Origin of the sequence: Candidatus Dedyshia acidiphila (genome assembly GCF_051025295.1) — a bacterium.
GTDB lineage: Bacteria > Acidobacteriota > Terriglobia > Terriglobales > Acidobacteriaceae > KBS-83.
Genome location: NZ_JBMGJV010000064.1, coordinates 1 through 12,404 on the forward strand (window position 1 = coordinate 1; position 12,404 = coordinate 12,404).

The window sequence follows — 12,404 nt, forward strand, 5'->3', positions numbered from 1 at the left end:
TTTTTTCGCGAGGCTTACGACGCGGAGCTGGTGCTAAGCGAACTCTCCGAGCAGGCACGCCGCTTTACCGAAGCCGGACCACTGGTCGATCTCGTCAGCCGGCGCATCGCCGAAGTGCTGCACATTGGCCGCGTCGCCGTGTACCTGCGTCACGGGCGCAGCTTCGGCGTAGAACGCTGCCTGGGCCTGGACGGGGACGTGCCGAAGCGCTTCGAAGAGAGCTCAACGACTGTCCGCAATCTGTCGCGCTCGAACCAGCCCGCAACACTCTATCGCGAGAACCCGGATGGCTGGTTTTTGCTTGCGGACAATCGCGAGCGTGAGGCGCTTGAAACGCTTGGGACGGAACTGCTGCTCCCGCTCACGGGCCGCGATCGCCTGCTCGGCTTTCTCAGCCTCGGAGCCAAGCGCTCAGAGGAGCCCTACACGCCGTCCGATCTGCGCCTGCTGCAGTCTGTGGGCACGCAAGCCGGGCTTGCGCTCGAGATCAGCACGCTCGTGCATTCGCTCGCAAGCGAAGCCGCCCGCCGCGAACGCATCGACCGCGAAATTGAAATCGCGCGTGAGGTTCAGGAGCGCCTCTTTCCGCAGCACATTCCCACGCTGCCAGGCATCAGCCTGCATGGCGCGTGCCGGCCCGCGCAGGGCGTGGGCGGCGACTACTACGACATCCTCACGCTCGAAGGCGACCGGCTTGGTTTGGCTATCGGCGATGTCTCCGGCAAGGGCATCTCGGCTGCCCTGCTGATGGCCAGCCTGCGCGCCTCGCTCCGTGGCATGACTATGCAGAATCCCGATGACCTGGCATTGCTAATGTCGCGCGTCAACCGGCTGGTCTACGAGTCGTCTGCCACGAATCGCTATGCAACCTTCTTCTTCGGTATCTACGATCCGGCCACACGCCTGCTGCGCTACGTGAATGCCGGCCACAATCCGCCGTACGTTTTGCGCGGGAGCGAGTTGCATGCGCTCGAAGGCGGCGGCCCCGTCATCGGCCTGCTCCCGGATGCCGTCTTTGAAGAATGCGAGATTACGCTTGAATCCGGCGATCTGCTGCTGGCCTACACCGACGGGATCAGCGAAGCGCTCAACACGCAGGAACAGGAGTGGGGCGAGGAACGCATGCTCGCTGCCGCGCGCGAGCGCATGCCCGAGGACGCCAGCACTATCCTGCGACACATCGTCAGCGAGGCGGATCGCTTCGTGGCCGCCGCCCCGCAGCACGATGACATGACGCTTCTGCTGATGAAGCTGCAGACCGCTTCGGCCTGATCCTGATTTCACGTCGCTTCTGGCCCCGCAACTCGAGCGCGGTGTCCCTCGGACTGGATGTCGTCCCGTACGTTCCGCTAAAACCAATGCTCCGCGCGCTCGGCTACGCTGCGCACGCCTAACCCCAGCGCCGCACCTTCTTCAAACAGCGGAATCAGCTTGTCGAACTCCGGCCCTGAATGTGCTCCGGTCAGCAGGATGCGCACGGGATGGAACAGATCTTTGCCCTTCGCGCCAGTCTCCTGCTTGACCTCATTCATCAACGCCTTGAAGCGCTCCCCCGTCATCGGTCCGGGCTCACCGAGCACGCGCGCGACGAACGCACCGACCACGCTCTGCCCCAACTCGCTCGCCAGGATGGCTGCGTTCTCCGCGTCGGCGCGGGTACGCGCTGCATCCATGCCGAAGACGAACGAAGCCTTCGCCGGCAACTGATCCAGCCGATCGACACCCGGAAGAAAAACCGCGACCAGCCGCTCAAACCACTGGATGACCTCCACCGACGCCTTCGCTCGTGTACCAAGATATCCAGCGTTCTCGAAGTATGGCCAGGCCAGCGCAGCAACCTGCGGCAGTGGCCGCTGCTTCAGACAATGCCGGTTCAGCCAATCGAGCTTCGCCACGTCGAACACCGCGGGCGATGCCGTCACGCGCTCGAGCTTGAACTCGGCAATCAATTCCTCCGGCGTAAACGTCTCGCGCGTGCCGCCCTCCGCACCCCATCCAAGCAGCGCGAGATAGTTCATCAGCGCCTCGGGCAGGTAGCCCATCTCGCGAAAGCTGGCGATGGAAGTTGCACCATGCCGCTTCGAGAGCCGTTCGCGATCGCTGCCCAGGATGGTGGACAGGTGGGCAAACTGCGGGACCGGCCAGCCAAATGCCTCGTAGATGGCGACCTGCTTGGGCGTGTTCGAGACGTGATCATCACCGCGGATCACGTGCGTGATCTCCATCAGCGCGTCATCCACCGCGACCACGTAGTTGTAGACCGGCATACCGCTCGACCGCACCAGCACCGGATCGCTGACCGCATCCGCAGCAAACTCCACATCTCCACGAACCAAATCGTGGAAGCGGATCGGACGATCCGGAATACGTAGCCGGATCGCGAACAGATCACCAGCATCGGCACGCGTCTGCGACTCGGCGGCGCTCAGCCCCTGGCAGCGCCCACTGTAGACCTGCGGCAGGTGTGCGGCAGCAGCGGCAGCCCGTTCGGCTTCCAACTGCTCCGGCGTGCAGAAGCAGCGATAGGCCTTGTGCTCCGCCAGCAGGCGATCCGTGTGCTCTGCATAGATCGCCAGCCGCTCGCTTTGCCGGTATGGCGCATGCGGCCCGCCCATCTGCGGGCCTTCCTGCCAGGTCAGGCCGAGCCAGTGCAGGTCCTCGATCAGGAGGGACTCGAACCGCGTCTCCGACCGCTCTATATCGGTATCCTCGATGCGCAGAATTGCCGATCCGTCATGATGCCGTGCAAACAGCCAGTTGTAGAGGGCGGTCCGCGCATTGCCCACGTGCAGCATGCCGGTAGGTGAGGGAGCGAAGCGCACCCTCGGTCGATTGGCCGTCATATGCACTCGATGCTATCGCGTTTGCTTACAATGAATCAGCGACGGCACAACGCCAGATCGATCAGGCAGGAGAGAGCACGCAATGCCGCACATGGTCCAGGATTCACGCTACAAAAAAGAGATGGAGGGCCTGGATGAGCCGCCCTTCGACTCCGATTTCGGCAACAAGGTGTTTCACAACGTCTCCAAGCAGAGCTGGAGCGAATGGGTGGAGCGGCAGAAGATGCTGCTGAACGAATACCGCCTGCAACCATGGACCCGCGAGGCGCAGGAGTTCCTGGTTGAGCAGATGGAGCAGTTCTTCTTCGGCGAGGGTTCGGCGTTGCCACAGGACTACATTCCGCCAGCCGGCTAGTGGTGTTCTCCGGCGCGCAGGCGGGTGTTCCACTTCGCCCTCACGCGAGCGTTCCCTGATACACTCTGGGAGACCCGCCACACGTCGTCGGGACGTGGCTCAGCCTGGTAGAGCACTCGCTTGGGGTGCGAGGGGTCGGCAGTTCGAATCTGCCCGTCCCGACCAATCACTTCCTAACTGATCGTTTTCGCCGGCGCACCCAACGCCAGCAGGCTTCGCGTGCGCGCGATCAGCCGCTGAAGCGCGCGCATCACCCAGCGCACCGCCAGCACGGCAAGCAGCACCCCGATCAGCGCCAGCGTCGCCCCAATCAGCGGATGCACCGTGACCAGCCAGCTCAGCCCGACGGCGGCGGCATCTTCGGTCGTGCTCAGCGCAATGTTCGATACCGGCTCCGGACTCGGTGTGATGGCCGTGCGCACCGCTGTCTTGGATCCGTGTGCCGCCAGCGCAATGCCTGACCCGATCGCCACCGCGAGCAGCTGCATGCCCGGCTGCAGGTGTGTCGTGGCACCGTACGCGAGCAGCGCGGCGACAGGGATGCGCACAAAAGTGTGCAGCGCATTCCAAACGAGGTCTAGTCCCGGAATCTTGTCGGCGATGAACTCGGCTGCGAAGAGAGCGCCGCTCGCCACGATGACCCACGTGTGGCCAAGCATTTCGAGGCCGCCCGGCAGCACCGCCCAGTGCAGGCGAGCGAGCACCCCGAGCGTCAGCACCGTGGCATAGACATTCAGACCAGCCGCGAAGCTGGCTGCGATCACCAGTGCGGCGATATTGCTCGGCGTGAACTGCATCGGATCACCTCCGGCCGCACTCAATCGTACGCCCGTGTTGACTGCGCTCGCGTTAGAACGCCTTGTACACGATGTCGGGCGCTGGCTGCGACAGCAGCGCCATGAAAAGGAACGCAGCGAGCGCGAATACGGTGGCATACACGATGTGCGCATGGCGGCTTGTGAGCAGCGGCATGCTGCCGATCGCGACCGTGAGCAACCTCGCGCGTAACGCCTTCCAAGCGGCGAGCACGGCCGTCGCCGCGAGCCACACGGCCGCCCACACGCCAAGCCACGCTGCGCCCCCGATCGCGTGATAGGCACCGCCCATCTCGGCCCAGCTACCCCAGAACCAGAACAGCGTGAACGCGAACCATGTAAACGTGAGCCCGCGTGCGAACGCCATGTACAAGGGGTTGGCCTGCAGCGCCTTATACGGCTTGCGCCCCAACCAGCGCGCCATCAGAATCTGCCACAGTTTGTTGATCGCCACGCCGCCGCCCTGCAGCACACCGAACAGCGCGAACTCTGACGTGCGTCCATGCCAGATACCAATCAGGAAGAACGTCACGAAAAAGCTGAACACGCCGAGATAGGGCGACACAGATTGCGAGGGGAACCGCCGCACCAGGTTGAGGAATAGCGGGTTGTAGACGTACGTCTTCAGCCACGTGGAGAGCGTGATGTGCCAGCGGTTCCAGAAGTCCAGAAACGAGGTTGAGGAGAACGGGCGATCAAAATTCTCCGGCAGCCGAAGCCGCATCAGCCGTGCCAGCGCGATCACGATATCGATGTAGCCGGAGAAGTTGGCGTAAAGAAAGAAAGGATAGATTGCCGCCAGCCGGAATGCAGGCCAGAGCTTTAGGCCGACTGGCAGGGCTTCGCGCAGCGCCAGTAGCGCGTCCTGCTGCACCATGCTGCACAGCAGCGCAAGGACGTTCACCTTGAACAGCCCGAGCAGGATGCGCTCGATCTGCGTTGCGACAATCCCCGCATCCAGCGGCAGCGGCTCCTCGGCATACTGATCGCGCGCGTAATCGTCGTACCGCTGGATCGGTCCGGAGACCAGGGTCGTGAAGTTGAGCGTGTACTCGAGATACGCGAGCGGCGGAATCTCCTTCGCTTCAATCACCAGGTGCAGCACGCGGAAGAAGATGTAGGACAGCCCCAGCGTGAGATACGAAAAGCGAAGGAACGTGCTCTCCGGAAGAAAGGTGTACTTCTTCAGCCACGCAAAGACGAGCACGAGGATTGCGACACTCACGAACTGCGCATGACGCACGCCTCGCCGCACCAGCACGATGCACGCATACCCAAGCAGCAGAAAGCATGCGAGCGGCACCAGCACACCCGCTCCATGCGCGAGGATCGCCAGAAACAGGAGGCTGCTGATCAACAGCACGGCCGAGCGCCACTCGCGCCGTGGACTGACATTGATCGCCAGCACGGCGAGCAGGCCGAACAGAACGAACTGAAACGATGCGGTGTCCATCGTTACTCGCCGCCGGCCTTCTGCTGCGTTGGGCGCAGCGCCAGCACATTACCATTCGTCAGCTCGCGAGCAAGAACATCCGCGAGCACCTGCTGCCCCTTCGCGGTCATGTGCCCGTCCATCGGCAGGTACAGGCTCCCAGCGTCCGGAACGCTGCGAAAGTCCTGCAGGATGTCGACATACGTGCCGCCTTCCTGCTGAATCATCGGCTCCACCACTTCGGGCATGCGCAGCGGATCGAAGCCGTGCGGAACATCGCCCGTCGAGAGCATGACGGCCTGCGCTCGATGCGGCAGCACGACCATAACCAGCGGAATGTTGCGTTGACGCAGCGGCGCAGCTACAGAATGCACATCCTGCCGCAGCAATGCGTAGTCATGCAACCAGTGCGATGGGGTTTTCGTGCGCAGAAAGCCGGCGCTGTCACCTTGCATCGTGTAGTGCCGCAGATATTGGCTCGGGCTGCCGTACAGCAGGTGCTGCAGCAGGAATACCATGTCGGAGTCCTGCAGCGGGTCGATGGCGCGGCTCCAGGCGGCTGAGAGCACCGCCGAAGGCGATCCGTACTTGTGCATCGCTGTCGTGATGCGCTGCCGCAGCGATCCGGACTCGCTCGGCAGGGGCTCCGGCTTGTTCGCCTCATCCTGATCCAACTCGTTCTGCACGCCGGCCACATAGGGCAGCACAAGCGAAACGTTCTCCACATCCCAAGGCGTCAGTGTCCAAAGCACCAGATCCGGCTGCGCCGCCAGGATCTGATCTGTGCGCCGCGCGAACGCAGCGGGAGTGCCCCACTGCATCGCCTCGCTGTACACCTCCACCTTGCGTCCCGTCGTCTCCGACAGGATCTGCGGCAGGCGTGCGGCGAACGTATCCGGCTGCGCTACCCGCATGCCCTCCGCGAGCGAAGAACCGATCAGCACAACGCGGAAGACACCCGGCGGCTTCGGCCCGCATGGCATCGGGGTGCGGAAGCCGCAGTCGTTGAAGCGGTACTCCACTGGCGCGCTCTCCCGAATTTTCTCCACGCACACCGAACGCGGGCGCGCGCGCACACCGGTGCTTGCGTCGCTGAGAACCAGGCACGGCAATGTGCTTCCCCAAGCCGGGTAGAGCCAGCGCGCCAACCCTTCGAGCAGGGCGACACACAGCACAACCGTCACCACGCTGAGCAGGGCGAGCAGCAGCCACGAGCGTCGCAGACTCGCACGCTGAGGCGTTGTTGGACTTTCCTGTACCTCGATCGATTGCATCAGGAGACGCTCACCGACGCGCAGGCGTCGCGGAGGTATCAGCCGAGTGGGGCGCCGCGCTGCTCAAGCTATCTTCCGCTCCATCGCCGGGGTGAACCCGAACCGCACCACCTTCATCGGAGCGATCGCTGGCTCCGGGCCGTCGACTGCCAGCTCCCAGTACGTCGTTCCCTCGGGCTGTTCGCCAGTCCGGGTGAAGCCCAGCTTCGCGTAATGATCGATGACCAGCTTGTTGCGTTCACTCGGGATGTAAGTCCCGCGCAGACGGCGAACCCCGGCCTCACGCGCGTGCTCCAGGATCTCGCGCAGCACCATGTGCTCCACCCGCCGGCCCAGCACCCGGCAGCTCATCAGCCACGTGTCGATGTCCCAGGCATCGTCAGCCGCGGCCCGGCAGATCACGACGCTGATCATCCCATTGTCGCCAAACGTATCCGCCAGACGCACCTGTAGGGTAAAGGCGTCAGGATCATCCTCAAGCGCAGTAATCTCCGGGTCGGTGTACCGGCGCGTGGTCAGGTTGTACTGGTTCGACTTGCCGATCAGCTGCACGATCCGCGCACGCCCCGTGGCGTCAAACGGCTGGAATGTGATCGTCATGTCGAGCGACGCAAGGTACGCATCGACCCCGCCGGACTGCTTCTCGAGCGTCAGGCGGCGTGCGTTGTCTTGATAGTAGGCGGCGCGCTTCAGATCCTCCGCCGCGAACGTGACCGCTTCAAAATAGCCGGCGGCCGCAAGCGTGCGCGCGTAGTACGCGGGCTCCTCAGGCAACTCCGGTACAGCCACCTGCGGCAGCAGGGTGCGAACGAGCCCCCGCTCTACCGGATTGTCGTCGAGAAACACCATCGAATCGAGCCCGAGCGAGAGCTCATTCGCAATCGCCTGGATATTCGTCGCCTTGTCGTTCCAGTTCGCCTGGAAGACCGCGATGTGCTCCAGCTTCAGCAGCATCTCCGGGTGTTCGAGAAAAGGCGCGCGCGCGACCTCATCCGTATTCTTTGAAGAGACGGCGAGCACGATGCCACGCTGCCGCAGCTCGAGTGCCATGCGCTGCACAGCGAGATGCGCCTCGCCGACCGCATCACCCTGGGCCACACGGATGCCCTCCAGCCCATCGTCCCCAATGACGCCGCCCCACAGAGTGTTGTCGAGATCAAGGATCAGGACGCGACGGCTCTTGCCTCGGACTGCGGCCAACAGGCGGCCCACGTGGTCGGCATAAAGCGGCACGAACTCGTTCCCAAACGGCAGCTTGCCCATGTTCCAGATCTGCACGTCGTGCCAATTCGCGAGACCCACCGCCTGCGCCAGGCTGGCCACGTCTAGGAGAAGATCGCCATTCTCGAGGCAGGCGCGCGCCAGCTCGCGATTGATCGCATCGAGCGAGTGGCGCAATGTGCCGGGCAGTGCCCGATCCAGGCTGCCGAAAAGCGGTTCCGCTGGCGGAGCAAAACTCTGGAAAATGCACACCGCGGTCCCGTTCTGCTTGATGCCGTTGCGCAGTGCTTCCAAATAACCAAGCGCGCCCTGCACGGAGGCATCGCTCGCGGCCGGATCGCCCGGCGTCACCTTGAGCGGAAGCGCGCGGTAGTCGAGCGCAAACAGCACTGCATCAGGACGCGCGCTGTTGACGCGCGAGTCGGGCGTCAGCGCCTCCTGCGCCACCTGGCTGTACGAGGGCTGAATGACCTCAAGCGCGATCCCATGGCGGGCTGCCGTCGCAATCAGCGGCGGAACGAGAAAGTCCACCGTGCCATTGCTCAGGATCGCCAGCCGAAACGGTGTCAATGGGGCAAGCGCGGCCGCGCCGTCCTTTTCCCGCAGGCGGGCCAACGCCTTCGCAAATCGGTTGAGCTGCATCGTGTCCAACGCATGGGTCGCCAGCGCCTGCACGCGCCGGCCCAGCGCGCCTTCGCCATCTGCCAGCGTTTTCAGGCGCGCGTTGAAGTCCTCCGGAGCGACCGGAAGCCACTGCAATTGCGTGTAGAGAGTATTCATTGCCGCTATTTCGGTGCTGTCCTTCCGTTGCCGATTTGCGTGTCAACGGTGAGATGCTTCGCTGGCCTCCGCGGCGGTGCGAGGCAAGTTCTTGCTAGCGGGCGCAGCTTGCCGGAGACTTGGCACCGTTCACCACCACCCAGCCGTTATCCGCGCCCCGGTGCGTCGCACAGTGCACGTCGTGAATGCCGGCCGCGAAGCGCCCGCGAGAGGGGAAAAACGCCTGGCCGAAGGCAAAGACGTGTGCGCCAGCAGGAGCGGTCACCACTCCGTCGAGGTCGTCGTTGGTGACCACCTCAACCAGCTTCGTGCCTACTCCGGGCAGAGTGACCAGCAGCGGCAGCACTTGGTGGCTGCCGTGCGGGCCGCCGCTCTGGGTCCGTGAGGCACTGATCGTGACCCCGCAGACCATCACGTTGTCGACCGTGCTCTGCGATTGCTGGGCGATCAGCTCCGCGAGGTGTTGGTTGACGTCAGGCGTGCACGAGGCCGGCACGGCGACATCCGGGGCCGCATGCGCCTGCCAGCTCATCAGCAGCAGGACACAGAGTGACGCCATTCTGCGAACCGCTTGTACCTTGTTATGTCGGGACCTTGGGCTCTGTCCGGAACGTGTCATACCGATCATGTGACGCGACCGGCCGGCGGCGTGTCCACCTCGCGTAAAAACCCGTGCGTTTACGATGTGTCTGTGATCGATCCCATACATGATGGCAACACTCCCTCTCGTCTTCCCGCTGAAGCCGAGCGCTGGCGTGAGCGGCTGATGCTGGCGCCACATCTGGAAGGCGGCTGGTATCGGCAAACCTACCGTTCGTCTCTGCTGCTGGAAAAGCGGTTACTGCCGGGTTACAGCGGGGACCGGGTGGCCTCCACCACCATCTACTTTCTATTGGCGGGCGATGAATTTTCATCGCTGCACCGCCTGCGCAGTGATGAGGGCTGGCATTTCTATGCGGGCTCACCACTCGTGGTCCACATGCTGACGCCCGAAGGGGAGTATCACGAGCACCTGCTGGGCAGCGATCCAGAGAAGGGGCAGCACTTCCAGGCGATGGTTCCGGGGGGCTGCTGGTTTGGCGCCTCTCTCGTGCACCCGGGCAGCTTCGCACTGCTTGGCTGCACTGTGGCTCCCGGATTCGACTACAGCGATTTTGAAATAGCCAGCCGCGCTGCGCTATTGCGCGAGTTTCCTCAGCACAGCGCCATCATCACGCGGCTCACCCGCAAACCATAAGGCAAAGCGGAAACGCCCTGCGCCACCGTCACTGTTCCGTTTGGACTAGGAGGCGGCGTCCTGCGGGCGATGCGTACGCTTGGAGCGGCGCGCCTGGTAAAGAGCCAGCGCAAGTGGCAGCCCTGCGTAGGTCCGCCGGTGGCAGTGCCTGCAGCGCACCGGATACTGCAACAGCGCCAGCCGCTCGACATCACTCCAGCGAAATCGGGACAGCCGGAAGCTGGAGAAGGAGCACTCGGAACAGTTCACCTACCACACTCCAGTCGCTACAAACGTGTGCTGCTCTCTCTTGTTTGATCCGCAGGTACTTCCGGTTGACCCGGATACCTTGTACCTTTCACGCTAGCACGTTCCCACGTCGCGTTCTCTGAAAGACGCGACGTGATCGGGAGCGCAATGAGAGGAGTCATGCATGGCCTGGGAGGTCTCGTTCACCTGCGACATTTGCGGCAAGAGCAAAGGGGAAGACACACACTGGTGGATGCTGTCGTATTCCGATTGCGCCTGCGACGTGGAAGAGCAGCTGCCGCATCGTTTTTCCGTGCTGCCATGGAGCCAGGAGCAGAGCCGCGATGCGGAGATGCGTCACCTGTGCGGGAAGGGGTGCGCCATGCAGGCTCTGGAGCGCTACATGACCCCAAGGAGCGCCGCGAGTATGGATCGCATGGTCCGCGTCTGAACACGGCAGCACCAACCACTGCCTACTCGAACAGGTCCTGATTCGCAACCTGATTTGTTGCTTCACGCGAGCGGCGCGTGCGCGCATCGCCCTCATGCCGGGAGTTTGCAACCCCGACTGCCGGCTGAGCGGAGAGCATGCCGAGGATCTCCTTCAGCTCTGCGCGCAGCTTGCCCAGCCTTGGTGCGGATGCTTTTCCGGAGCCAGTCTCCGGCAACGGCAATTGTCCGTTCTGCGGTGGACGGCGCGTCTCTGTCTGGATTGCCTGACGCGCGCCAGGAATCGTGTAGCCCTCCTCATAGAGCAGATGACGGATGCGGCGCGCCAGGTCGACTTCGCGACGACGGTACAACCGCTGGCCCGCCCCGCTCTTGTTCGGCTTTAGCTGCGGAAACTCTGTCTCCCAGAAGCGCAGAACGTATGTCTCGACCGCGCACAGCCGCGCCACCTCACCGATTCGGTAATAGAGCTTATCCGGCACCTCCGGCAGCACAGCCTTCTTCTGCCGGGCAGACGCTGCCACGGGGGCGTCGTTGCCGGATGCGGTCTTCTTCGTGATGGATCGGGGCGCCATCCGTGGGAGAAGCAGGTTTCCCCGGCAGTATAGGCCTGCCCACCGGATTCCGGCGCTCTCTTTTGTACCGGCTTCGCCAACCTTGCTCGAAATTGCAGGAACCAGCAGAGGCCCGCTCGCGTATCGTCCTCGCGAGGGTTCTGCAATGAATAGAAGCTCGTGCTGGATGCTCTCCGCGAGCATGGCCGCGGCGCTACTGCTGGGCGGCTGCTCGATCGATGTACACAAGGGCGACAATGGCGAAGACAAGCGGGTCAAAATCGACACGCCCCTCGGCAATATTCATGTGAACAGCGACAAGCCGGATGGCAGCACCGGCCTTGCACTCTATCCCGGCGCGCAATCGCAGCCGGACCATGACGGCGACAAGAACGCCGATGTGCAGCTCGGCTTCGGACCTTGGCAGATGCGCGTCAAGGTCGAGCACTACAGCACCAATGATGCGCGCGACAAGGTGCTCGCCTATTACCGCACGTCGATGGCACGCTCCGGCGACGTGCTGGAATGCCGCGGCAATGCACCGGTCGGCACGCCGGTCCGCACCGCCCAGGGCCTGAGTTGTTCCGACCAGGACGAGCACCAGCACGTACACCAGGACTCCGGAGACGAGCTCTCCCTGCGCACCGGCTCGAAGCGCCACCAGCACCTCGTTGTCTTCGACAAGGACAGCCAGGCCGACAAGGGCCCGACCCGCTTCACGCTCATCGCGCTCGATCTGCCGCAAGAGGACTTGAAGAAGGCTCGCGAGACCGACTAAGAGTGCGGCATCGCCGGCCGCGCACCATACCAAATCGGCGGTTGGCACCAAATTGCCCGCCGCCGCCCATTCCTGTAGCTTCAACTCAATGCTCGTGACCTGCCACCGCTGCTCCGGCACGCTGAATGAGGAAGACAGCTTTTGTCCTCATTGCGCCGCGCCGCAGTTGCGTGTCTCGCCGCAGGAGAGCGACGACTCAAGCAGCGACGCAGAGATCCTGACGGGTGCTGGCGCAGTGGCAGACGGACCAATGCATGGCACCGCGCGCGATCGCCGCGCCATCGACTGGCCCCGCGTGATTCGCCTCGCCCTCGCACTGGCCGTACCCATCGGCCTGCTCTCGATGCTCTTCCCGCCCCTCGTCCTGCTCGCGCCCATGCTGGTCATCTCGCTCTACCGTCGCGGACGTCCCCGCACCCCCGTGGACAGCCGCAGCG

General features: G+C 63.6%; 14 protein-coding genes and 1 tRNA gene. 7 read left to right on the forward strand and 8 right to left on the reverse strand.

The features are described from left to right. Window positions 1-1,272, forward strand: a 1,272-nt coding sequence (locus tag AC5IJH_RS17610) for a PP2C family protein-serine/threonine phosphatase (RefSeq protein WP_491904137.1), incomplete at its 5' end; no start/stop codon positions are given. Between the two features lie 77 nt (window positions 1,273-1,349). Here the strand turns inward: AC5IJH_RS17610 and gltX are convergent. Beyond that, complete coding sequence (gltX, locus tag AC5IJH_RS17615; protein WP_491904138.1) at window positions 1,350-2,843, reverse strand: glutamate--tRNA ligase; 1,494 nt, start codon at window positions 2,841-2,843, stop codon at window positions 1,350-1,352. A gap of 82 nt (window positions 2,844-2,925) precedes the next feature. Here gltX and AC5IJH_RS17620 point away from each other — a divergent pair, with 82 nt between their 5' ends. Continuing rightward, window positions 2,926-3,198, forward strand: a complete 273-nt coding sequence (locus AC5IJH_RS17620; protein ID WP_491904139.1) for an oxidative damage protection protein — start codon at window positions 2,926-2,928, stop codon at window positions 3,196-3,198. A gap of 88 nt (window positions 3,199-3,286) precedes the next feature. Next, window positions 3,287-3,363: transfer RNA gene (locus AC5IJH_RS17625), tRNA-Pro, on the forward strand. A gap of 8 nt (window positions 3,364-3,371) precedes the next feature. Here the strand turns inward: AC5IJH_RS17625 and AC5IJH_RS17630 are convergent. From AC5IJH_RS17630 to AC5IJH_RS17650, 5 genes are all read right to left on the reverse strand, one after another. Next, window positions 3,372-3,995 (reverse strand): DUF4126 domain-containing protein, encoded by a 624-nt coding sequence (locus AC5IJH_RS17630; RefSeq protein WP_491904140.1) that lies wholly within the window; start codon window positions 3,993-3,995, stop codon window positions 3,372-3,374. A gap of 52 nt (window positions 3,996-4,047) precedes the next feature. After that, on the reverse strand, window positions 4,048-5,466 hold the full coding sequence (locus AC5IJH_RS17635; protein WP_491904141.1) for an MBOAT family O-acyltransferase: 1,419 nt from the start codon (window positions 5,464-5,466) through the stop codon (window positions 4,048-4,050). Window positions 5,467-5,468: 2 nt separating this feature from the next. Further along, window positions 5,469-6,719 (reverse strand): alginate O-acetyltransferase AlgX-related protein, encoded by a 1,251-nt coding sequence (locus AC5IJH_RS17640; protein ID WP_491904142.1) that lies wholly within the window; start codon window positions 6,717-6,719, stop codon window positions 5,469-5,471. A 63-nt stretch (window positions 6,720-6,782) separates the two neighbouring features. Continuing rightward, on the reverse strand, window positions 6,783-8,720 hold the full coding sequence (locus AC5IJH_RS17645; protein WP_491904143.1) for an HAD-IIIC family phosphatase: 1,938 nt from the start codon (window positions 8,718-8,720) through the stop codon (window positions 6,783-6,785). Window positions 8,721-8,814: 94 nt separating this feature from the next. Continuing rightward, a complete protein-coding gene (locus tag AC5IJH_RS17650) occupies window positions 8,815-9,279 on the reverse strand; it encodes a hypothetical protein (protein WP_491904144.1) in 465 nt (154 codons plus the stop codon). Between the two features lie 132 nt (window positions 9,280-9,411). On the opposite strand from AC5IJH_RS17650, the gene AC5IJH_RS17655 reads away from it, so the two are divergent. Next, a complete protein-coding gene (locus AC5IJH_RS17655; protein WP_491904145.1) occupies window positions 9,412-9,957 on the forward strand; it encodes a cupin domain-containing protein in 546 nt (181 codons plus the stop codon). 45 nt (window positions 9,958-10,002) lie between these two features. Here the strand turns inward: AC5IJH_RS17655 and AC5IJH_RS17660 are convergent, their stop codons facing one another. Then, window positions 10,003-10,206 (reverse strand): hypothetical protein, encoded by a 204-nt coding sequence (locus tag AC5IJH_RS17660; protein ID WP_491904146.1) that lies wholly within the window; start codon window positions 10,204-10,206, stop codon window positions 10,003-10,005. Window positions 10,207-10,369: 163 nt separating this feature from the next. Here AC5IJH_RS17660 and AC5IJH_RS17665 point away from each other — a divergent pair, with 163 nt between their 5' ends. Then, window positions 10,370-10,636 carry a hypothetical protein gene (locus tag AC5IJH_RS17665; RefSeq protein ID WP_491904147.1) on the forward strand — a complete coding sequence of 89 codons (267 nt, stop codon included), beginning with the start codon at window positions 10,370-10,372 and terminating at the stop codon, window positions 10,634-10,636. Between the two features lie 22 nt (window positions 10,637-10,658). On the opposite strand, the gene AC5IJH_RS17670 is transcribed toward AC5IJH_RS17665, so the two are convergent. Continuing rightward, window positions 10,659-11,210 (reverse strand): MerR family transcriptional regulator, encoded by a 552-nt coding sequence (locus tag AC5IJH_RS17670; protein WP_491904148.1) that lies wholly within the window; start codon window positions 11,208-11,210, stop codon window positions 10,659-10,661. Window positions 11,211-11,355: 145 nt separating this feature from the next. Between AC5IJH_RS17670 and AC5IJH_RS17675 the strand changes: the two genes are divergently transcribed. Next, window positions 11,356-11,967 carry a hypothetical protein gene (locus AC5IJH_RS17675; RefSeq protein ID WP_491904149.1) on the forward strand — a complete coding sequence of 204 codons (612 nt, stop codon included), beginning with the start codon at window positions 11,356-11,358 and terminating at the stop codon, window positions 11,965-11,967. Window positions 11,968-12,061: 94 nt separating this feature from the next. Further along, a partial coding sequence (locus AC5IJH_RS17680) for a hypothetical protein (RefSeq protein ID WP_491904150.1) occupies window positions 12,062-12,404 on the forward strand: 343 nt, incomplete at its 3' end.

Bases quoted from the DNA above. Each gene is read 5' to 3' on its own strand.
- gltX (WP_491904138.1), bottom strand. From the start codon at position 2,843: ATGACGGCCAATCGACCGAGGGTGCGCTTCGCTCCCTCACCTACCGGC.
- AC5IJH_RS17650 (WP_491904144.1), bottom strand. From the start codon at position 9,279: ATGGCGTCACTCTGTGTCCTGCTGCTGATGAGCTGGCAGGCGCATGCG.
- AC5IJH_RS17620 (WP_491904139.1), top strand. From the start codon at position 2,926: ATGCCGCACATGGTCCAGGATTCACGCTACAAAAAAGAGATGGAGGGC.
- AC5IJH_RS17635 (WP_491904141.1), bottom strand. From the start codon at position 5,466: ATGGACACCGCATCGTTTCAGTTCGTTCTGTTCGGCCTGCTCGCCGTG.
- AC5IJH_RS17665 (WP_491904147.1), top strand. From the start codon at position 10,370: ATGGCCTGGGAGGTCTCGTTCACCTGCGACATTTGCGGCAAGAGCAAA.
- AC5IJH_RS17630 (WP_491904140.1), bottom strand. From the start codon at position 3,995: ATGCAGTTCACGCCGAGCAATATCGCCGCACTGGTGATCGCAGCCAGC.
- AC5IJH_RS17645 (WP_491904143.1), bottom strand. From the start codon at position 8,720: ATGAATACTCTCTACACGCAATTGCAGTGGCTTCCGGTCGCTCCGGAG.
- AC5IJH_RS17675 (WP_491904149.1), top strand. From the start codon at position 11,356: ATGAATAGAAGCTCGTGCTGGATGCTCTCCGCGAGCATGGCCGCGGCG.
- AC5IJH_RS17640 (WP_491904142.1), bottom strand. From the start codon at position 6,719: ATGCAATCGATCGAGGTACAGGAAAGTCCAACAACGCCTCAGCGTGCG.
- AC5IJH_RS17670 (WP_491904148.1), bottom strand. From the start codon at position 11,210: ATGGCGCCCCGATCCATCACGAAGAAGACCGCATCCGGCAACGACGCC.